Source organism: Streptococcus sp. HMSC063B03 (genome assembly GCF_001836965.1).
Taxonomy (GTDB): domain Bacteria; phylum Bacillota; class Bacilli; order Lactobacillales; family Streptococcaceae; genus Streptococcus; species Streptococcus pneumoniae_F.
On the sequence record NZ_KV831045.1, the window covers coordinates 209,205 to 231,103 of the forward strand.

Consider the following 21,899-nt stretch of genomic DNA (forward strand, 5'->3'; position numbering starts at 1 on the left):
ATAATTTTCATTAAACGCTTTCAACGTAAGTAAAAAGTTGACAAATCCAATTTTTAGGACTAAACTAAGTAAGTAAATTTTAATTAAAAGGAGAATTCGTCATGAATTTAACATTTTTCGGTCTATGTCTTGCCTGTATGGGTGTATCTCTTGGTGAGGGTATGTTGATGAATGGTTTGTTGAAATCAGTTGCTCGCCAACCAGATATCATCTCAGAACTACGTAGTTTGATGATCCTAGGGGTTGCCTTTATTGAAGGTACTTTCTTCGTTACTCTTGTCTTTTCATTTATCATCAAATAAAAGAAGTATAAATTGAAAAAGGGAGGATTTTAGATGGAAGAAAGTATTAATCCAACCATCAATATTGGTCCTGTTACCTTTAATTTAACCATAGTAGTTTTGACTTTGTTGACTGTAGCACTTATTTTTGGCTTTATTTATTGGGCAACTCGAAATATGACTTTGAGACCCACAGGAAAACAAAATGTTTTAGAGTATTTATTTGATTTTGTTGTTGGATTTACAAAATCAAACCTTGGTCCAATGATAAAGGATTATTCTCTCTTTTATTTCTGTTTATTCCTATTTATGGCCATTGCAAATAATATTGGCTTAATGGCTAGAATTCAGACTACAGATGGTGTAAATCTTTGGACCTCACCAACAGCAAATTTGTCATTTGACTTGGTCTTGTCTTTTACAATTATCTTGATGACCCACGTAGAAGGAATTCGTCGTCGTGGAATCAAAAAGTATTTAAAAGCATTTGTAACACCAGGTTTTATGACACCAATGAATCTCTTAGAAGAAGTTACCAATCTCCTTTCACTTGCATTGCGGGTCTTTGGTAATATCTTTGCAGGGGAAGTGATGGCAAGTATGTTAGTCCTACTTTCTCATCAGGCCTTCTATTGGTATCCTATTGCTTTTGGAACAAATCTAATCTGGACTGCATTTTCTGTTTTTATTTCTTGTGTACAAGCATATGTATTTACATTGTTATCTTCAATGTACCTAGGAAATAAAATTAATGATGAAGAATAGAAAGGAGTAGTTTATGAATGTAACAGTAGGTGAATTACTTGGTGATTTTATACTAATCGCTGGTTCCTTTATTCTCTTGCTAGTCTTGGTTAAGAAATACGCTTGGTCAAATTTGACTAGCATTTTCGAACAAAGAGCAGAAAAAATTGCAGCAGATATTGACGGAGCTGAACAAGCACGTCAAAAAGCAGAAGTATTGGCTCAAAAACGCGAAGATGAATTGGCTGGTAGCCGTAAAGAAGCTAAGACAATCATTGAGAATGCTAAAGAAACAGCTGAAAAAAGCAAAGCTAGTATTTTAGCAGATGCTAAGCTAGAAGCAGGACGCTTGAAAGAAAAAGCGAACCAAGAAATTGCTCAAAATAAAGCTGAAGCTTTACAAAGCGTTAAGGGTGAGGTAGCAGATTTGACAATCAGCTTGGCTGGTAAAATTATCTCACAAAACCTTGACGGTCATGCCCATAAAGAACTCATTGATCAGTATATCGATCAGTTAGGAGAAGCTTAATGGACAAGAAAACAGTAAAGGTAATTGAAAAATACAGCATGCCTTTTGTCCAATTGGTTTTAGAAAAAGGAGAAGAAGACCGTATCTTTTCAGACCTAGCTCAAATCAAGCAAGTTGCTGAAGAAACAGGTTTACCTTCTTTTTTAAAAAAAGTGGCAGTAGACGAGTCTGATAAGGAAAAAACAATTGCTTTCTTCCAAGACTCTGTGTCACCTTTATTGCAAAACTTTATCCAGGTTCTTATCTACAATCACAGAGCAAATCTTTTTTATGATATTCTTGTAGATTGCTTGAACCGACTTGAAAAAGAAACAAATCGATTTGAAGTGACGATTACGTCAGCTCATCCTTTAACTGATGAACAGAAGAGTCGCTTGCTCCCTTTGATTGAGAAAAAAATGTCTCTTAAAGTAAGGAGTGTAAAAGAACAAATCGATGAAAGTCTTATTGGTGGTTTTGTCATTTTTGCCAATCACAAGACAATTGATGTGAGTATTAAACAACAACTTAAAGTTGTTAAAGAAAATTTGAAATAGAAAGTGGTGTTCTTTTGGCAATTAACGCACAAGAAATCAGCGCTTTAATTAAGCAACAAATTGAAAATTTCAAACCCAATTTTGATGTGACTGAAACAGGTGTTGTAACCTATATCGGGGACGGTATCGCGCGTGCTCACGGTCTTGAAAATGCCATGAGTGGAGAGTTGTTGATTTTTGAAAACGGCTCTTATGGTATGGCTCAAAACTTGGAGTCAACAGACGTCGGTATTATCATCCTAGGTGACTTTACAGATATCCGTGAAGGCGATACAATCCGCCGTACAGGTAAAATCATGGAAGTCCCAGTAGGTGAAAGTCTGATTGGTCGTGTTGTGGACCCACTTGGTCGTCCAGTTGACGGTCTTGGAGAAATCCACACTGACAAAACTCGTCCAGTAGAAGCGCCAGCTCCTGGTGTTATGCAACGTAAGTCTGTATCAGAACCATTGCAAACTGGTTTGAAAGCTATTGACGCCCTTGTACCGATTGGTCGTGGTCAACGTGAGTTGATTATCGGTGACCGTCAGACAGGGAAAACAACAATTGCGATTGATACAATCTTGAACCAAAAGGGTCAAGATATGATCTGTATCTACGTAGCGATCGGACAGAAAGAATCAACAGTTCGTACGCAAGTAGAAACACTACGTCAGTACGGTGCCTTGGACTACACAATCGTTGTGACAGCCTCTGCTTCACAACCATCTCCATTGCTCTTCCTAGCTCCTTATGCTGGGGTTGCCATGGCGGAGGAATTTATGTACCAAGGTAAGCATGTTTTGATCGTTTATGATGATCTTTCAAAACAAGCGGTAGCTTATCGTGAACTGTCTCTTTTGCTTCGTCGTCCTCCAGGTCGTGAAGCCTTCCCAGGGGATGTTTTCTACCTTCACAGCCGTTTGCTTGAGCGCTCAGCTAAAGTTTCTGATGAACTTGGTGGTGGATCTATTACAGCCCTACCGTTTATCGAGACACAAGCAGGAGATATCTCTGCCTATATCGCAACCAACGTGATTTCAATCACTGATGGACAAATCTTCCTTGGTGATGGTCTCTTCAATGCGGGTATTCGTCCAGCCATTGACGCGGGTTCATCTGTATCTCGTGTAGGTGGTTCTGCACAAATTAAAGCCATGAAAAAGGTTGCTGGTACACTTCGTATCGACCTTGCTTCATACCGTGAGTTGGAAGCCTTCACTAAGTTTGGTTCTGACTTGGACGCAGCAACACAGGCTAAGTTGAACCGTGGACGTCGTACAGTTGAGGTCTTGAAACAACCTGTTCACAAACCATTACCTGTTGAGAAACAAGTAACCATTCTCTATGCTTTGACACATGGTTTCTTGGATACCGTTCCTGTAGATGATATTGTTCGTTTCGAGGAAGAGTTCCATGCCTTCTTTGATGCTCAACATCCAGAGATTTTGGAAACCATTCGTGATACAAAAGACTTGCCAGACGAAGCAGTCTTGGATGCTGCGATTACAGAGTTTCTCAATCAAACCAGCTTCCAATAAGAATAGAGGTGTCAGATGGCAGTATCTCTAAATGATATTAAAACAAAAATCGCCTCAACAAAAAATACGAGTCAAATCACTAATGCCATGCAGATGGTATCAGCTGCTAAGCTAGGTCGTTCTGAAGAAGCTGCTCGCAACTTCCAAGTTTATGCTCAGAAAGTTCGTAAACTTTTGACGGATATTCTTCATGGTAATGGAGCCGGCAGTTCAACCAATCCGATGTTGATTAGTCGTCCAGTTAAGAAGACAGGTTATATCGTCATTACTTCAGACCGCGGTTTGGTTGGAGGCTATAATTCTTCTATTTTGAAAGCCGTTATGGAGCTGAAAGAAGAATACCATCCAGACGGTAAAGGTTTTGAAATGATCTGTATTGGTGGAATGGGAGCTGATTTCTTTAAGGCTCGTGGTATTCAACCACTTTATGAACTACGTGGCTTGGCGGATCAACCAAGCTTTGATGAAGTTCGTAAGATTATTTCAAAAACAGTTGAAATGTATCAAAATGAACTTTTTGATGAACTCTATGTCTGCTACAACCACCATGTCAATACGCTAACTAGTCAAATGCGTGTGGAGCAAATGCTTCCAATTGTTGACTTGGATCCAAATGAAGCAGATGACAGTTACAGCTTGACCTTTGAATTGGAAACTAGCCGAGAAGAAATTTTGGAGCAGTTATTGCCTCAGTTTGCAGAAAGTATGATTTACGGGGCTATTATCGATGCTAAGACAGCTGAAAATGCTGCTGGTATGACCGCCATGCAAACAGCGACAGATAATGCTAAGAAAGTCATTAATGATTTGACAATTCAGTATAACCGTGCCAGACAGGCGGCGATTACACAAGAAATTACAGAAATCGTAGCAGGAGCTAGTGCCTTAGAATAGGCACTAGTCTAGCTCGTATGAAAATGAACTTAGGACCTAGTTAAGCTAGGGACCGACAGTATCTTATATAGAATAGGAGAAGGAGATGAGTTCAGGTAAAATTGCTCAGGTTATCGGTCCCGTTGTAGACGTCTTGTTTGCAGCAGGGGAAAAACTTCCTGAGATTAACAATGCACTTGTCGTCTACAAAAATGACGAAAGAAAAACAAAAATCGTCCTTGAAGTAGCCTTGGAGTTGGGGGATGGTATGGTTCGTACTATCGCCATGGAATCAACAGATGGTTTGACTCGTGGAATGGAAGTATTGGACACAGGTCGTCCAATCTCTGTACCAGTAGGTAAAGAAACTTTGGGACGTGTCTTCAACGTTTTGGGAGATACCATTGACTTGGAAGCTCCTTTTACAGAAGATGCAGAGCGTCAGCCAATTCATAAAAAAGCTCCAACTTTTGATGAGTTGTCTACCTCTTCTGAAATCCTTGAAACAGGGATTAAGGTTATCGACCTTCTTGCCCCTTACCTTAAAGGTGGTAAAGTTGGACTTTTCGGTGGTGCCGGAGTTGGTAAAACTGTCTTGATTCAAGAATTGATTCACAACATTGCCCAAGAACACGGTGGTATTTCAGTATTTACTGGTGTTGGGGAACGTACTCGTGAGGGGAATGACCTTTACTGGGAAATGAAAGAATCAGGTGTTATCGAGAAAACAGCCATGGTATTTGGTCAGATGAATGAGCCACCAGGAGCACGTATGCGTGTTGCCCTTACTGGTTTGACAATCGCTGAATACTTCCGTGATGTAGAAGGACAAGACGTGCTTCTCTTTATCGATAATATCTTCCGTTTCACTCAGGCTGGTTCAGAAGTATCTGCCCTTTTGGGTCGTATGCCATCAGCCGTTGGTTACCAACCAACACTTGCTACGGAAATGGGTCAATTGCAAGAACGTATTACATCAACCAAGAAGGGTTCTGTAACCTCTATCCAAGCTATCTATGTGCCAGCGGATGACTATACTGACCCAGCGCCAGCAACAGCCTTTGCTCACTTGGATTCAACAACTAACTTGGAACGTAAGTTGGTACAATTGGGTATCTACCCAGCCGTTGACCCACTTGCTTCAAGCTCACGTGCCTTGGCACCTGAAATCGTTGGGGAAGAGCACTATGCAGTTGCTGCTGAAGTAAAACGTGTCCTTCAACGTTACCATGAGTTGCAAGATATCATCGCTATCCTTGGTATGGATGAGCTTTCTGATGAAGAAAAGACCTTGGTTGCACGTGCCCGTCGTATCCAGTTCTTCTTGTCACAAAACTTCAACGTTGCGGAACAATTTACTGGTCAGCCAGGTTCTTATGTTCCAGTTGCTGAAACTGTTCGTGGCTTTAAGGAAATACTTGATGGTAAACACGACCACTTGCCAGAAGATGCCTTCCGTGGTGTAGGTTCTATCGAAGATGTGATTGCAAAAGCTGAAAAAATGGGATTTTAAGAGGTGATCTATGGCTCAGTTAACTGTCCAGATCGTGACACCAGATGGTCTCGTCTATGATCACCATGCCAGCTTTGTATCAGTTCGAACTCTGGATGGTGAGATGGGAATCTTGCCACGACATGAAAATATGATTGCAGTTTTAGCAGTTGATGAGGTTAAGGTTAAACGTGTAGATGATGAAAATCACGTGAACTGGATTGCAGTGAACGGGGGCGTTATCGAAGTTGCCAATGGCGTTGTCACAATTGTTGCTGACTCTGCAGAACGTGCTCGTGATATCGACGTTAGTCGTGCAGAACGTGCCAAACTTCGAGCAGAGCGTGAAATTGAAGAAGCACACGACAAACACTTGATTGACCAAGAACGTCGTGCGAAGATTGCACTGCAACGTGCCATTAACCGTATTAATGTCGGAAATAGACTATAAGAAAAAAATGAACTTGAGTTACCAAGTTCATTTTTTATGTTTTCTTAGGGAGCAAAACTGATGCAAAATTAGAATTGTCTAGAGATATAAAAGATAATTAAAAGATTGCATAGTTCAATTTGCGTAGCAGAAATCATACAAATAAAATTGATTATAGTAAAATAGAATTAGAATTATTAAGAAAGTTGGTTCTTTATTGGAAACGATAGTATTTTCAATCTCTGTTTTTCTAGCAGGGATCTTGTCCTTCTTTTCCCCTTGCATTTTCCCTCTGTTACCTGTCTATACTGGTATCTTATTGGATGATCAGGATAGTGCAAAAAGTTTTTCATTATTTGGGAAAAAAGTTGCCTGGTCAGGTTTGATTCGAACACTTTGCTTTATTGCAGGTATCTCTCTCATTTTCTTTATCTTAGGATTTGGTGCTGGTTACTTTGGTAATATTCTCTATGCAAATTGGTTTCGATATGTCATGGGAACAATTATTATCATTTTGGGCCTTCACCAGATGGAAATTTTTCATTTTAAGAAATTAGAGGTTCAAAAAAGCTTTACCTTTAAAAAATCAGATTCTAATCGTTATTGGTCAGCTTTTTTACTTGGTATTACCTTTAGCTTTGGTTGGACGCCTTGTATTGGGCCGGTTTTAAGTTCTGTCTTAGCACTTGCGGCTTCTGGAGGTAATGGCGCTTGGCAAGGAGCTATCTATACTCTTATTTACACTCTGGGAATGGCCATTCCTTTCTTGGTCTTGGCTCTAGCTTCAGGCGTAGTGATGCCTTATTTTAGTAAACTCAAGCGCCATATGATGCTACTTAAGAAAATTGGTGGTTTCCTCATTATTTTAATGGGAATTTTGTTACTATTAGGACAAGTAAATGTTCTAGCTGGTATTTTTGAATAAAGGAGAAAAAGATGAAAAAAGTAATGTTTGCTGGCTTAAGCCTCTTGTCACTAGTTGTATTGATGGCCTGTGGCGAGGAAGAGACTAAAAAGACTCAAGCACCAGAACAATCCCCAAAACAACAGCAACAAACGCCTGTACAACAAATTGCTGTTGGAAAAGATGCTCCAGACTTCACCTTGCAATCTATGGATGGTAAAGAAGTTAAGTTATCTGATTATAAGGGGAAAAAAGTCTACTTGAAGTTTTGGGCTTCATGGTGTGGTCCATGTAAGAAAAGTATGCCTGAGTTGATGGAATTAGCAGCGAAACCAGATCGTGATTTTGAAATTCTTAGTGTCATTGCACCAGGAATTCAAGGTGAAAAAACTGTCGAGCAATTTCCACAATGGTTCCAAGATCAAGGATATAAAGATATCCCAGTACTTTATGACACAAAAGGAACCACCTTCCAAGCTTATCAAATTCGAAGCATTCCTACAGAATACCTGATTGATAGTCAAGGAAAGATTGGAAAGATTCAATTTGGTGTCATCAGCAACGAGGATGCAGAAGCAGCCTTTAAAGAAATGAACTAGAATCAAGATTTTAAAATAGTATTTATACAATCAATCCCCTAGATTTTAGATAGTATTAATCTAAGATTTAGGGGATTTTTGCTATCAATAAATTAAGTTTAAAAAAGAAGGGAGTTCTGTATTATACAGATTCCCCTTCTTTTTCTTTAAACATAATATTTATTTTTTAGCTTTAAGAAGTTTATTATATCATAGCTTCTCGTTGATAAAGCGGATAAACTGATTCCACCAAACTTTCAAGAAGAAGGCTTTTTCTACTTTCTTTTCTGCTACCATTTCAAAACTAGGACGTTCTGTGGTGATGTAACCTTGACCAATCAAGTCTGAGTCTTCATAAGTCAAATGTCCAACCACTGTTCCGGCTTCAAGTGGTGCTGGAATTGCCTTAGAATCAGGTGTGAATTGAACAGATTGAGAAGATTGATTCCCAATACGTTCAATTAGAGAAATATCATCTTTAGCAACAGCAGTGACTGTATCTTCTTTTCCGTCTTGTACAGGGACTTTGCTATCTTGATAGGCATCACCTTTCTGAACGATTTTGCGAAGTGTGAATGTAGAAGAGATATAATTCATTAGTGAAGATGTAGCTGTGAAGCGAGCGTAAGGATTATTGTCTTGATGATCCGCATTCAAAACAACTGTGATAACCCTCATGCCTTTTTCGACAGTAGTACCAACAAAAGACTCTCCAGCCTTATCTGTGGTCCCTGTTTTTAATCCATCAAAACCACCGCGATAAGCAGGCATACCCTCTAACATGTAATTGGTAGAAGTGATTGCCATTCCAGCAAAAGTAGAAGAAGGTTTTTTCGTGATTTCTAAGACTTGTGGGTATTTTTTTATGAGGTTGCGAGCAACGATAGCGACATCATAAGCGCTGAGCTTATTTTCCTCATCTTTTTTAGAGCCTGGGTAAATGTTATCACCTAGACTCTCATTGTTAAGACCCGTCGTATTGACAACAGTGGCATCCTGAATTCCCCATTCTAAGAGCTTTGCCCGCATCATATCGACGAAATCTTTTTCTGAGCCAGCAATTTTCTCAGCTAGGGCAATAGCCGCACTGTTGGCACTAGATACCAGGGTTGCTTCGAGCAGTTGTTCGACGGTATAATTACGAGCTTCCATAGGAACGTTACTCGCTTCAGAATTTGTCGTTAATTTGTAAGGATAATCAGAAATATCTACCGGAGTTGATAGTGTAATACTGCCGTTTTCCAAGGCTTCATAGACAAGATAAACAGTAATTAACTTTGTGATTGAAGCAATTTCAACTGGCTGGGTTGCATCTTTCTCATAGAGAATTTTACCAGTATTTGCCTCAACAGCAATTGCATGTTTAGCAGCAATATTAAAATCTTGAGCAGCAACAGTAGATGCTGAGCCAATAATGGAAAGGCTTAAAAGAGTTAAAATTATTTTTTTCATAGTAAGTTTATTCTATCATAAAGAAAAAAATATTCCCAGTTTCATGATAGAAGAAAGAAGCTTTTTTGAAAGTGTGGTAAAATAGATGAATGGAGGTACTTCATGTTTCGTAAGAATAAATTATTTTTTTGGACCAGTGAGATTTTACTATTAACCATCATCTTCTATTTATGGAGACAGATGGGAGCGATTATTACACCTTTTGTAAGCGTTGCAAACACTATAATGATTCCCTTTCTTTTAGGTGGTTTTTTATATTATTTGACCAATCCTATTGTAAATTTTTTACAAAAGTATTTCAAAATTAACCGTATCATTGGTATTTTACTAACCTTGTGTACCTTGGTCTGGGGGCTAGTTATTGGGGTAGTTTATCTTTTACCGATTTTGATTAATCAGTTGACCAGTTTGATAGCAACAAGTCAGACAATTTATAGTCGTTTGCAAGATTTGATTGTGGATTTATCTACTTATCCAGCCTTTCAAAATATAGATATTCAAGCGACAATTCAACAATTAAATCTATCCTATGTAGATATTCTACAAAATATCTTAAATAGTGTAACGAATAGTGTTGGAAGTGTCCTATCTGCGCTCTTTAGTACTGTGTTAATTATTATCATGACCCCTATATTTTTAATTTATTTTTTGTTAGATGGTCACAAATTTTTACCGATGCTTGAACGTACTGTTTTAAAGAGAGATAAGCTACATATTGCAGGCCTATTAAAGAATTTGAATGCGACAATTGCTCGCTATATTAGTGGAGTCGCAATTGATGCGATTATTATTGGTTGTTTGGCCTTTATCGGATATAGCGTAATCGGTTTGAAATACGCTTTGGTCTTCGCTATCTTTTCAGGATTAGCCAATCTCATTCCTTATGTGGGACCAAGTATTGGTCTGATTCCGATGATTATCGCAAATGTCTTTACTGATCCTCATAGAATGTTGATTGCAGTTGTTTATATGCTGATTATTCAACAAGTAGATGGAAATATCCTCTACCCTCGAATCGTTGGTGGGGTAATGAAGGTTCATCCAATTACGATTTTAGTATTACTTTTGTTATCAAGTAATATCTATGGTGTCATTGGTATGATTGTCGCAGTACCAACCTACTCTATCTTGAAAGAAATTTCTAAGTTCTTATCACGTTTGTATGAAAATCATAAAATAATGAAAGAACGAGAAAGAGAATTAGCTAAGTAAAAATCAGGAAATTCCTGATTTTTCTTTTTCATTAAAGGAGTGATGGGAGTAGAAATACCGTTTAGATTAGCAGATTAAGAATAATTCACAAAAACTTTGTAAAACACTTGCAATTTAGCTGAAATTTGATAAAATAGTAAGGAAAGTTAGACTGTATTGCCTACTGTCTATCTATAAAATATATTTTATTGGAGGCTTTTACTCAAATGGCAAAAGAAAAATATGATCGTAGTAAACCACACGTTAACATTGGTACTATCGGACACGTTGACCACGGTAAAACTACCCTAACTGCAGCTATCACAACTGTTTTGGCACGTCGCTTGCCTTCATCAGTTAACCAACCTAAAGACTATGCGTCTATCGATGCTGCTCCAGAAGAACGCGAACGCGGTATCACTATCAATACTGCTCACGTTGAGTACGAAACTGAAAAACGTCACTACGCTCACATCGACGCTCCAGGACACGCGGACTACGTTAAAAACATGATCACTGGTGCCGCTCAAATGGACGGTGCTATCCTTGTAGTAGCTTCAACTGACGGACCAATGCCACAAACTCGTGAGCACATCCTTCTTTCACGTCAGGTTGGTGTTAAACACCTTATCGTCTTCATGAACAAAGTTGACTTGGTTGACGACGAAGAATTGCTTGAATTGGTTGAAATGGAAATCCGTGACCTATTGTCAGAATACGACTTCCCAGGTGACGATCTTCCAGTTATCCAAGGTTCAGCTCTTAAAGCTCTTGAAGGTGACACTAAATACGAAGACATCGTTATGGAATTGATGAACACAGTTGATGAGTACATCCCAGAACCAGAACGTGACACTGACAAACCATTGCTTCTTCCAGTCGAAGACGTATTCTCAATCACTGGACGTGGTACGGTTGCTTCAGGACGTATCGACCGTGGTATCGTTAAAGTTAACGACGAAATCGAAATCGTTGGTATCAAAGAAGAAACTCAAAAAGCAGTTGTTACTGGTGTTGAAATGTTCCGTAAACAACTTGACGAAGGTCTTGCCGGAGATAACGTAGGTGTCCTTCTTCGTGGTGTTCAACGTGACGAAATCGAACGTGGACAAGTTATCGCTAAACCAGGTTCAATCAACCCACACACTAAATTCAAAGGTGAAGTTTACATCCTTACTAAAGAAGAAGGTGGACGTCACACTCCATTCTTCAACAACTACCGTCCACAATTCTACTTCCGTACTACTGACGTTACAGGTTCAATCGAACTTCCAGCAGGTACTGAAATGGTAATGCCTGGTGATAACGTGACAATCGACGTTGAGTTGATCCACCCAATCGCCGTAGAACAAGGTACTACATTCTCTATCCGTGAGGGTGGACGTACTGTTGGTTCAGGTATGGTTACAGAAATCGAAGCTTAATTCGATTTAGTTCCCAGAAGAACAATTATTTAAGTCAGACACTAAAAGAATCTTGCTTTGCAAGGTTCTTTTTCATTATGTCACTATTAGTCCGTCTAGCTCCGTTAGGTGTGAGACAAATAAATGATGGCTGTGAAATATTTTTACTTTTCATGGAAAAATTGTTTTGAGAAAGATTCCATCTTTTTTTGGGGGGAGTAATTTGTAGATATAAAAAAGACAAACACTAAAATGATGTTTGTCTTTGGTGTGTAGCTCCGTTAGTTGGTCAGTTATAATTATGTTAATTAGCAAATCTGATGCAGACCGCTTCTGGGACATGGAAGTCATTAGAAAGTTCTGCTAGACGACCAGTTTCAGGATTGCGTTTAAAGACGGTTGCATTGTCAGAGTCTTGATGGATAGCAATGACAAATTCTTGATCCGGTGTCAAATCAAAATCACGTGGAGTCTGACCATGAGTCGGAACGATTTCTAACAACTCTAAACTACCGTCCGCAAGGATTGTATATACTGCGATAGAATCATGACCACGGTTAGAAGCGTAGAGGTATTTACCGTCTTTAGAGAGACGAATAGCAGCAGTACCATTAAAGCCTTCATAACCGTCTGGTAGAGTTGAAATGACTTGCATGCGTTCAAATTCGCCAACACCATCGTAGATTAGAACCTCGATAGTGCTATTAAGTTCACAAATGAGATAAGCAATTTTATAATGGTTATGGAAAATAATATGGCGTGAGCCTGCTCCTGGCTGGCTGTGATAGGTATAGAGTTTAGATAATTTTCCTTCTTGATCAAGATCATAAGTGATGACTTGGTCAGTTCCCAAGTCGCAAGTCACTAGATAGTGGTCAGGTGTTAAATCTGTATAGTGAACATGTGGAGAAGCTTGATTTTCATGTGGACCTTGGCCACTGTGTTGATCCACATCACTAAGTAGAAGACGACCATCTTCCTGACGTTTATAAACAAGGACCTGTCCCTTGTGGTAGTTTGCTGCGTACACCAAATCACGCTTTTTATCAACGGCAACATAACAGTGGGGAGCTCCTTCTTCCACGACATGATTTAATAAGGTTCCATCAGTTTGATAGGCTGCAATCCCCCCCTTATCGTCTTGACTACCAACAGTGTATAAATGTTGGTGTTGGTCAAAGGCAAGGTAGGTCGGACTTGGCTCAGCTGCAAAAAGTTCTAGATTTGAAAGCTGACCAGTTTCTGTATCGAAGTCTGCCTTGTAAATCCCTTGGGAAGTCCGACGTGTATAAGTTCCAAAATAAACAGTTTCTTTCATAACTTTACCTCTTTATAAAGATAAGTCTATTATATCACAAAATGAATTTATAATATGCTATGCGGTGCAATTCAATGGAATGTAAGCACTTTAAAAAAGAGTTATTTTGATTTAAAAATGGTATAATGAGAGAACAATAGAAAGGAAGTATTTATGGAGCAAAAAGAGAAACATTTTAGCCTATCTTGGTTTTTCAAGTGGTTTTTGGATAACAAGGCAATTACGGTATTTTTGGTAACCTTATTATTGGGACTGAATCTTTTTATTTTAAGCAAGATTAGTTTTCTATTTTCACCGGTTCTAGACTTTTTGGCAGTTGTGATGTTGCCAGTCATTCTATCTGGTTTGCTATATTATTTATTAAATCCTATCGTTGATTGGATGGAGAAGCATAAGATTAATCGCGTCATCGCAATCAGTATTGTCTTTGTGATCATCGCTCTCTTTATCATTTGGGGCTTGGCAGTGGCTATTCCAAGTCTGCAACGTCAAGTTTTAACCTTTGCAAGAAATGTACCAATCTATCTCGAAGATGCTGATCGAGTTATTAATGATTTGGTCACCAAGCGTTTACCAGATGATTTCAGACCTCAGTTAGAGCAAGTTTTAACAAACTTCTCTAGTCAGGCTACAGTTTGGGCAAGTAAAGTTTCATCTCAGGCAGTCAACTGGGTGAGTGCCTTTATTAGCGGGGCATCTCAAGTGATTGTTGCCTTGATTATCGTTCCTTTCATGCTCTTTTATCTCTTGCGTGATGGGAAAGGCTTGCGTAACTATTTGACCCAATTCATGCCAACGAAATTGAAGGAACCTGTAGGACAGGTTTTGTCAGAAGTGAATCAACAGTTGTCCAACTATGTTAGAGGACAAGTAACAGTGGCTATTATTGTAGCAGTAATGTTTATCATATTCTTCAAGATTATCGGTCTACGCTATGCAGTTACGTTGGGGGTCACTGCTGGTATTTTAAATCTGGTTCCTTATTTGGGTAGCTTCTTAGCCATGCTTCCTGCCCTAGTATTGGGCTTGATTGCTGGGCCAGTCATGCTTTTAAAAGTAGTGATTGTCTTTATAGTAGAACAAACTATTGAAGGCCGTTTTGTCTCTCCATTGATTTTGGGAAGTCAATTAAACATCCATCCCATTAATGTTCTCTTTGTTTTGTTGACTTCAGGATCCATGTTTGGTATCTGGGGAGTTTTACTCGGTATTCCGGTTTATGCTTCTGCTAAAGTTGTCATTTCAGCCATTTTTGAATGGTATAAGGTAGTTAGTGGCCTATATGAACTAGAGGGAGAGGAAGTCAAGAGTGAACAATAGTCAACAGATGTTACAGGCTTTGGAGGAGCAAGATTTAACCAAGGCTGAACATTATTTCGCTAAAGCTTTAGAAAATGATCCAAGTGACCTTCTGTATGAGTTAGCTACTTATCTTGAAGGGATTGGTTTTTATCCTCAGGCAAAGGAAATTTACTTGAAAATTGTAGAGGATTTTCCAGAGGTTAATCTTAATCTAGCAGCAATTGCTAGCGAGGATGGTCAAATCGAAGAAGCCTTTGCTTATCTTGAAGAAATCCAAGCAGACAGTGACTGGTATGTTTCAGCTTTGGCACTTAAAGCAGACCTTTACCAGCTGGAAAGTTTGACAGATGTGGCGCGTGAGAAATTATTGGAGGCCTTGACTTACTCAGAAGATCCTCTCTTGATATTGGGATTAGCAGAGTTGGATAGTGAGTTGGAAAATTACCAAGAAGCTATTCAAGGCTATGCCCAGTTAGATAATCGTACTATTTATGAGCAAACAGGCATTTCTACCTATCAACGGATTGGCTTTGCCTATGCCCAGTTAGGGAAATTTGAAACAGCTACAGAGTTTTTAGAAAAAGCCCTGGAGTTAGAATACGATGACCTAACAGCTTTTGAGTTGGCCAGTCTTTACTTTGATAGAGAAGAATACCAAAAAGCTGTCCTCTACTTTAAGCAACTTGATACCATTTCACCTGATTTTGAAGGATATGAGTATGGTTACAGTCAGGCCTTACATAAGGAACATCAAGTTCAAGAAGCTCTGCGTATCACTAAGCAAGGCTTAGAGAAAAATCCCTTTGAAACTCGCCTCTTGCTGGCTGCTTCACAATTCTCTTATGAATTGCATGATGCCAGTGGTGCAGAAAACTACCTCCTTACTGCAAAAGAAGACGCTGAGGATACGGAAGAAATCTTACTCCGTCTAGCCACTATTTATCTAGAACAGGAACGTTATGAGGACATTCTAGACTTGCAAAATGATGAGCCAGAGAATCTTTTGACCAAGTGGATGATTGCTCGTTCCTATCAAGAAATGGACGATTTGGATACTGCCTACGAGCATTATCAAGAGTTGGCAGGAGATTTAAAGGATAATCCAGAGTTTCTGGAACCCTATATCTATCTCTTGCGTGAATTGGGTTATTTTGAAGAAGCAAAAGTCAATGCGCAAGCTTACTTAAAACTGGTTCCAGATGATGTACAAATGCAAGAATTGTATGAGAGATTGCAGGAATAAAATGTTTTAAAGCTATATCTTATCATTTTTCATAGTATCATCTACAGGTTATTTTATCTATTGTATGGTGAGAGTATATTTAAGTTATTGTGTTTGTATTCGAATTTACAATACAATACATAAGAAGTGAGATAAGTAATATTTTTAAAAGCACAATCTTAGATTTTATAACAATAAAAAGAAAAGTTCTCATTTTATAAGAAACTCAGACTGAAAACAAAGCCCTTAGACTAAAAGTTTCTAAGGGCATTTTTTCTAAAGTCGTATAATAGATGTCAGAAAAGTTGTGAGATGTTTCCTATGTTTCATAAAGAAAATCCAGACAATAACCGCAATCAGGTTGTCTTTTACACGCTAGATGAACTCGTTCCGCAAGAACATTTTCTTAGTCAGATTGGACAAGTTATTGATTTTCCTTCATCTATGACTGAATCGTATCCAATAACCGCAAATATACTCACAAAGTTTTGATAATCAAGCTAAGTTTATGTGGAAGTTAAGATTGACTTAGATCGGAAAAACCACGGAAAACAGGGCGGGAAACTTTTTTGCATTGAAAAGTATTTTGCAGAGGTTTCAAATTTTTTAAGGATAGGAGATCTGGAGAAATAAAAAAGACAAACACTAGAATAATGTTTGTCTTCGGTATGGAGTTCTCATTTAATGAGAACCTAGTTACAATTAGTTTTTAGAAGCTTCTTGGAATTCTGGGTTTTTCCATGCTTCGTCAATGATAGCTTGTAATTCTTTAGCAGATGCTTGCATTTTTTGAGTTTCTGCGTCGTTCAATGGGATATTTACTGGACGAACAATACCATGTGCACCAACAACAGCTGGTTGACCGATAAAGACGTTTTTAACTCCGTATTGACCTTCTTGGAATACTGAAAGTGGAAGTACTGCGTTTTCATCGTCAAGGATTGCTTTAGTAATACGAGCAAGAGCTACTGCGATACCGTAGTATGTTGCACCTTTTTTGTTGATGATTGTGTAAGCTGCGTCACGAACACCTTCGAACAATTCAATCAATTCAGCTTCTTGAACATTTTGAGTGTCTTTAAGGAATTCTTCAAGGTTTACACCAGCGATGTTAGCGTGTGACCAAACAGCGAACTCAGAGTCACCGTGTTCACCCATGATGTAGGCGTGCACTGAACGAGCATCAACATCCAATTTTTCAGCAAGTGCTTGACGGAAACGAGCTGAGTCAAGTGAAGTTCCTGAACCGATAACGCGTTCTTTAGGGAATCCAGAGAATTTCCAAGTTGAGTAAGTCAAGACGTCAACGGGGTTAGCAGCAACAAGGAAGATACCTTTGAAACCTGATTCAACAACTTGAGTTACGATTGATTTGTTGATAGCAAGGTTTTTACCTACAAGGTCAAGACGAGTTTCACCTGGTTTTTGAGGCGCACCTGCAGTGATTACAACAAGGTCAGCGTCTGCACAGTCAGAGTATTGAGCTGCATAGATTTTTTTAGGTGAAGTGAAAGCAAGGGCGTGACTAAGGTCAAGCGCGTCACCAACAGCTTTTTCATGCAATTGTGGAATTTCGATAATTCCAAGCTCTTGTGCAATTCCTTGGTTAACAAGTGCAAAAGCGTAAGAAGAACCTACAGCACCATCACCGACAAGGATAACTTTTTTGTGTTGTTTAGTTGAAGTCATTATTCTAAACATCTCCTTAATTTTATTCAGGGATTTCCCCAGTTATTTCAATTCTATCACTTTTAAAAAGCTTTGTCACGGATATGCTTTGCAGTTCTTGATGTAAACGTTTTAGTGGTTTTAGATACCTGAAATATGGCGGACATTATGGTATAATATATTTTATACTAATAGTGAAATGAGGCATTTATTAATGCAGGATAGAAATTTAGTGAATGTCAATCTGACAAAGGAGATGAAGACGAGCTTTATCGACTACGCCATGAGTGTTATCGTAGCGCGGGCCCTTCCTGATGTTCGAGATGGCTTGAAACCTGTTCACCGTCGGATTCTCTACGGAATGAATGAATTGGGTGTTACTCCAGATAAACCTCATAAAAAATCTGCTCGTATTACAGGGGATGTCATGGGTAAATATCACCCACACGGGGATTCCTCTATCTATGAAGCCATGGTTCGTATGGCTCAATGGTGGAGTTACCGTTACATGCTTGTAGATGGTCATGGGAACTTTGGTTCCATGGATGGTGATGGTGCTGCCGCCCAGCGTTACACTGAGGCACGTATGAGCAAGATTGCTCTGGAAATGCTTCGTGATATTAACAAAAATACAGTTGATTTCGTTGATAACTATGATGCCAATGAACGTGAACCCTTGGTCTTGCCAGCACGCTTTCCAAATCTTTTAGTCAATGGAGCTACTGGTATTGCGGTTGGGATGGCAACCAATATTCCACCTCATAACCTGGGTGAAACCATTGATGCAGTGAAGTTGGTCATGGACAATCCTGAAGTGACCACTAAGGACTTGATGGAAGTCTTACCTGGGCCAGATTTTCCAACTGGTGCCCTGGTTATGGGGAAATCAGGTATTCATAAGGCTTATGAAACAGGTAAAGGTTCGATTGTCCTTCGTTCACGTACTGAAATTGAAGAAACTAAAACTGGCCGTGAGCGTATTGTTGTAACAGAATTTCCTTATATGGTCAATAAAACAAAGGTGCATGAGCATATTGTTCGTTTGGTTCAGGAAAAACGCATTGAGGGCATCACAGCAGTACGTGATGAGTCAAACCGTGAAGGTGTTCGTTTCGTAATAGAGGTCAAACGGGATGCATCCGCAAATGTTATCCTCAATAACCTCTTCAAGATGACCCAGATGCAAACCAACTTTGGTTTCAATATGCTTGCTATCCAAAATGGGGTGCCGAAGATTTTGTCTCTTCGTCAGATTTTGGATGCTTATATCGAGCACCAAAAAGAAGTGGTTGTTCGTCGGACACGTTTTGATAAGGAAAAAGCAGAAGCGCGTGCTCATATTTTAGAAGGTCTCTTGATTGCGCTAGACCACATCGACGAAGTGATTCGTATCATCCGTGCTAGTGAAACGGATGCGGAAGCACAAGCTGAGTTGATGAGTAAATTCAAGTTATCTGAACGTCAAAGTCAAGCCATTCTTGATATGCGTCTTCGTCGTTTGACAGGTTTGGAACGTGATAAGATTCAGTCTGAGTATGATGATCTCTTGGCTCTGATTGCCGATTTAGCAGATATTCTTGCTAAGCCGGAACGTGTTTCTCAAATCATTAAAGATGAATTAGACGAAGTTAAGCGTAAGTTTGGTGACAAGCGTCGTACTGAATTGATGGTCGGTGAAGTCTTGAGTCTTGAAGATGAAGATTTGATTGAAGAATCGGATGTCTTAATTACACTGTCTAACAAGGGTTACATCAAACGTCTGGACCAAGGCGAATTTACTGCTCAAAAACGTGGGGGTCGCGGTGTTCAAGGAACAGGTGTTAAGGATGATGATTTTGTCCGAGAGTTAGTGTCAACTAGCACCCATGATCACCTACTTTTCTTTACAAATAAAGGACGTGTTTATCGTCTTAAAGGTTATGAAATTCCTGAATATGGCCGTACTGCTAAGGGATTGCCAATTGTCAATCTTTTGAAATTGGATGAAGGCGAAAGTATTCAAACCATCATCAATGTTGAGTCTGAACGCAGTGATGACGCTTATCTCTTCTTCACAACCCGTCATGGTATTGTGAAGAGAACCAGCGTTAAGGAATTTGCTAACATTCGTCAGAATGGTCTCAAGGCTTTGAATCTCAAGGATGAAGATGAGCTGATTAATGTCTTGTTGACGGAAGAAGATACGGACATTATCATTGGTACCAAGTTTGGTTATGCAGTTCGCTTTAATCAATCAGCCGTTCGTGGCATGAGTCGTATCGCCACTGGTGTAAAAGGTGTTAATCTTCGGGAGGGGGACACAGTTATTGGTGCCAGTGTAATCACAGACCAGGACGAGGTTCTTATCATCACTGAAAAAGGATATGGTAAGCGCACAGTTGCGACTGAATATCCAACAAAAGGTCGTGGTGGTAAAGGAATGAAGACGGCTAATGTAGCTGAAAAAAATGGTCCTTTATCCGGTCTCTTGACAGTTAAAGGTGATGAAGATTTGATGATTATCACTGATACAGGTGTCATGATTCGAACTAACGTTGCCAATATTTCACAAACAGGTCGCTCAACTATGGGAGTTAAAGTGATGCGCCTGGACCAAGATGCTAAAATTGTAACCTTTACTACGGTTGCAGCAGCAGAAAAAGAAGAAGTTGGGGCAGAAAACGAAACAGAAGGTGAAGCATAATGTCTCATAAAAAGAATAATAAGAAAATCAAACGAAAAAATCTGCTGACAAATATCTTGGCTGTATTTCTCATACTGATCTCTATTGCTTTAATTTTTAATGCAAAGATTCGTGATGCCTTTATTGCTTGGAATAGTAATAAATACCAAGTTAGTCAAGTATCAAAAGAAAAAATAGAAGAAAATCAGGACACAGAGGGAAATTTTGATTTTGATTCAGTAAAAGCCATTTCCTCTGAAGCTGTTTTAGCCTCTCAATGGGATAATCAAAAATTACCTGTTATCGGAGGAATTGCAATACCTGAGCTTGAAATTAATTTACCTATCTTTAAGGGGATTGCAAATGTCAATCTTTTATATGGTGCGGGTACCATGAAGCGTGACCAAGAAATGGGTAAAGGGAATTATTCATTAGCTAGCCATCATATTTTCACAGGTGATAATGCTAGTCAGATGCTTTTTTCTCCACTAGATCGTGCGAAAAAAGGGATGAAAATTCACTTGACAGATAAGAATAAAGTGTATACCTATGAAATTAGTGAAGTGAAACGAGTTACACCAGATAGAGTAGATGAAATTGATGACCGAACTGGTGTTGATGAAATTACTTTAGTAACTTGTGAGGATGCAGCAGCTACTGAGCGGATCATTGTAAAGGGTGATTTGAAAGAAACAAAAGATTATTCACAAACACCTGATGAAATTCTGACAGCCTTCAATCAACCATATAAACAATTTTATTAGTTCTAAAAGAATCAGTGAAGATTAAGTTTCATTGATTCTTTTAATATTTTCATAAAATAAACTTTTATGAAATACAGAAAACGTTTCCTTAATTCTAAAGTTTGTGATATAATTATCACAAATAAAAGTTTTAGGAGTTTATTATGGTTTCTTCAGAATTTATCTCAAAGATTGAATTTGCTTGCAAGAAGAAGGAAAGTCTTTATAGTCAAAGCAAATTTAAGTATGCGATTCGTTCGATGTTTGCAGGTGCTTTTTTAACCTTCAGTACTGCTGCAGGTGCAGTTGGAGCTGACTTGATTAATAAAATTGCACCAGGTAGTGGACGCTTCCTCTTCCCATTTGTCTTTGCTTGGGGATTGGCCTACATTGTTTTCTTGAATGCCGAGTTGGTAACGTCAAATATGATGTTCTTAACTGCTGGTAGCTTCTTGAAAAAAATCTCTTGGAGAAAAACAGCTGAGATTTTACTTTACTGTACCTTGTTCAACCTTATCGGGGCTTTGATAGCAGGTTGGGGCTTTGCCCACTCAGCAGCCTATGCGCATCTGACACACGATAGTTTCATCTCAGGGGTTGTTGAGATGAAGTTAGGCCGTTCAAATGAATTAATCTTGCTTGAGGCGATTTTGGCAAATATTTTCGTAAATATTGCGATTCTTTCATTTGTTTTGGTCAAAGATGGTGGCGCTAAACTATGGCTCGTTTTATCAGCAATTTACATGTTTGTATTCTTAACAAACGAGCACATCGCTGCGAACTTTGCTTCTTTCGCGATTGTGAAATTCAGTGTTGCTGCTGATTCAATTGCTAACTTCGGTGTTGGAAATATGCTTCGTCACTGGGGTGTAACCTTCATTGGAAACTTTATCGGAGGAGGCCTCTTGATGGGTCTTCCATATGCCTTCCTCAATAAAAATGAAGATACTTACGTAGATTAAGAAAATGAGCACGATTAAGTCGTGCTTTTTCGTTTTTAAAATAGGGTAATAGCTATTTCTTATATCAAAATATAGAAAACTGATATTTG

The 21,899-nt window shown here is 38.9% G+C and carries 20 protein-coding genes; 17 read left to right on the forward strand and 3 right to left on the reverse strand.

The genetic code is table 11. The annotated features are described in order from the left end of the window. The first annotated feature begins 101 nt into the window (after positions 1–101). The 10 genes from HMPREF2628_RS05780 to sdbB all read left to right on the forward strand — a co-directional run bounded on the left by HMPREF2628_RS05780 (position 102) and on the right by sdbB (position 7,908). A complete protein-coding gene (locus tag HMPREF2628_RS05780; RefSeq protein WP_001054560.1) occupies positions 102–302 on the forward strand; it encodes a F0F1 ATP synthase subunit C in 201 nt (66 codons plus the stop codon). A gap of 33 nt (positions 303–335) precedes the next feature. After that, positions 336–1,046 (forward strand): F0F1 ATP synthase subunit A, encoded by a 711-nt coding sequence (gene atpB, locus HMPREF2628_RS05785; protein WP_000392870.1) that lies wholly within the window; start codon positions 336–338, stop codon positions 1,044–1,046. Between the two features lie 13 nt (positions 1,047–1,059). Beyond that, positions 1,060–1,554 (forward strand): F0F1 ATP synthase subunit B, encoded by a 495-nt coding sequence (gene atpF / locus HMPREF2628_RS05790; protein WP_001103468.1) that lies wholly within the window; start codon positions 1,060–1,062, stop codon positions 1,552–1,554. After that, positions 1,554–2,090, forward strand: coding sequence for a F0F1 ATP synthase subunit delta (locus HMPREF2628_RS05795; RefSeq protein ID WP_004256581.1), 537 nt, complete (start codon positions 1,554–1,556; stop codon positions 2,088–2,090). The genes atpF and HMPREF2628_RS05795 overlap by 1 nt, the downstream gene beginning before the upstream one ends. 14 nt (positions 2,091–2,104) lie before the next feature. Continuing rightward, positions 2,105–3,610: a F0F1 ATP synthase subunit alpha gene (atpA, locus tag HMPREF2628_RS05800; protein WP_070842603.1), complete on the forward strand. Its 1,506-nt coding sequence runs from the start codon at positions 2,105–2,107 to the stop codon at positions 3,608–3,610. Positions 3,611–3,625: 15 nt separating this feature from the next. Further along, entirely contained in the window at positions 3,626–4,504 is an 879-nt protein-coding gene (locus HMPREF2628_RS05805; protein WP_000301224.1) for a F0F1 ATP synthase subunit gamma, read from the forward strand. Positions 4,505–4,589: 85 nt separating this feature from the next. Beyond that, positions 4,590–5,996, forward strand: coding sequence for a F0F1 ATP synthase subunit beta (gene atpD, locus HMPREF2628_RS05810; RefSeq protein WP_000094357.1), 1,407 nt, complete (start codon positions 4,590–4,592; stop codon positions 5,994–5,996). 10 nt (positions 5,997–6,006) lie between these two features. Continuing rightward, on the forward strand, positions 6,007–6,426 hold the full coding sequence (locus HMPREF2628_RS05815; RefSeq protein ID WP_049493458.1) for a F0F1 ATP synthase subunit epsilon: 420 nt from the start codon (positions 6,007–6,009) through the stop codon (positions 6,424–6,426). A 196-nt stretch (positions 6,427–6,622) separates the two neighbouring features. Then, positions 6,623–7,330: a thiol-disulfide oxidoreductase-associated membrane protein CcdA2 gene (ccdA2, locus tag HMPREF2628_RS05820; protein ID WP_042751026.1), complete on the forward strand. Its 708-nt coding sequence runs from the start codon at positions 6,623–6,625 to the stop codon at positions 7,328–7,330. An 11-nt stretch (positions 7,331–7,341) separates the two neighbouring features. Then, on the forward strand, positions 7,342–7,908 hold the full coding sequence (sdbB, locus tag HMPREF2628_RS05825; RefSeq protein WP_049493461.1) for a thiol-disulfide oxidoreductase-associated lipoprotein SdbB: 567 nt from the start codon (positions 7,342–7,344) through the stop codon (positions 7,906–7,908). A gap of 189 nt (positions 7,909–8,097) precedes the next feature. Here the strand turns inward: sdbB and pbp3 are convergent, their stop codons facing one another. After that, positions 8,098–9,339 (reverse strand): D-alanyl-D-alanine carboxypeptidase PBP3, encoded by a 1,242-nt coding sequence (gene pbp3 / locus HMPREF2628_RS05830; RefSeq protein WP_070842604.1) that lies wholly within the window; start codon positions 9,337–9,339, stop codon positions 8,098–8,100. A gap of 102 nt (positions 9,340–9,441) precedes the next feature. On the opposite strand from pbp3, the gene HMPREF2628_RS05835 reads away from it, so the two are divergent. Then, the gene (locus tag HMPREF2628_RS05835; protein WP_070842605.1) at positions 9,442–10,551 is read left to right on the forward strand and encodes an AI-2E family transporter; all 1,110 of its coding nucleotides are present in this window, start codon (positions 9,442–9,444) and stop codon (positions 10,549–10,551) included. Positions 10,552–10,757: 206 nt separating this feature from the next. Further along, positions 10,758–11,954 carry an elongation factor Tu gene (gene tuf / locus HMPREF2628_RS05840; protein WP_001040726.1) on the forward strand — a complete coding sequence of 399 codons (1,197 nt, stop codon included), beginning with the start codon at positions 10,758–10,760 and terminating at the stop codon, positions 11,952–11,954. 283 nt (positions 11,955–12,237) lie between these two features. Here the strand turns inward: tuf and HMPREF2628_RS05845 are convergent, their stop codons facing one another. Further along, the gene (locus tag HMPREF2628_RS05845; protein WP_070842606.1) at positions 12,238–13,251 is read right to left on the reverse strand and encodes a lactonase family protein; all 1,014 of its coding nucleotides are present in this window, start codon (positions 13,249–13,251) and stop codon (positions 12,238–12,240) included. A 153-nt stretch (positions 13,252–13,404) separates the two neighbouring features. Here HMPREF2628_RS05845 and HMPREF2628_RS05850 point away from each other — a divergent pair, with 153 nt between their 5' ends. Together HMPREF2628_RS05850 and HMPREF2628_RS05855 are read left to right on the forward strand one after the other, a co-directional pair. Continuing rightward, positions 13,405–14,571 (forward strand): AI-2E family transporter, encoded by a 1,167-nt coding sequence (locus HMPREF2628_RS05850; protein WP_070842607.1) that lies wholly within the window; start codon positions 13,405–13,407, stop codon positions 14,569–14,571. Beyond that, a complete protein-coding gene (locus HMPREF2628_RS05855; protein ID WP_070842608.1) occupies positions 14,561–15,796 on the forward strand; it encodes a tetratricopeptide repeat protein in 1,236 nt (411 codons plus the stop codon). Before HMPREF2628_RS05850 ends, HMPREF2628_RS05855 begins: the two co-directional genes overlap by 11 nt. 681 nt (positions 15,797–16,477) lie before the next feature. Here the strand turns inward: HMPREF2628_RS05855 and HMPREF2628_RS05860 are convergent. Then, on the reverse strand, positions 16,478–17,464 hold the full coding sequence (locus tag HMPREF2628_RS05860; protein ID WP_023942623.1) for an L-lactate dehydrogenase: 987 nt from the start codon (positions 17,462–17,464) through the stop codon (positions 16,478–16,480). A gap of 193 nt (positions 17,465–17,657) precedes the next feature. On the opposite strand from HMPREF2628_RS05860, the gene gyrA reads away from it, so the two are divergent. From gyrA to HMPREF2628_RS05875, 3 genes are all read left to right on the forward strand, one after another. Continuing rightward, a complete protein-coding gene (gyrA, locus tag HMPREF2628_RS05865) occupies positions 17,658–20,126 on the forward strand; it encodes a DNA gyrase subunit A (RefSeq protein ID WP_070842609.1) in 2,469 nt (822 codons plus the stop codon). Continuing rightward, entirely contained in the window at positions 20,126–20,869 is a 744-nt protein-coding gene (locus HMPREF2628_RS05870; RefSeq protein ID WP_070842610.1) for a class A sortase, read from the forward strand. Before gyrA ends, HMPREF2628_RS05870 begins: the two co-directional genes overlap by 1 nt. Before the next feature lie 143 nt (positions 20,870–21,012). Beyond that, positions 21,013–21,810, forward strand: a complete 798-nt coding sequence (locus HMPREF2628_RS05875) for a formate/nitrite transporter family protein (protein ID WP_000254773.1) — start codon at positions 21,013–21,015, stop codon at positions 21,808–21,810. Positions 21,811–21,899: the final 89 nt, after the last annotated feature.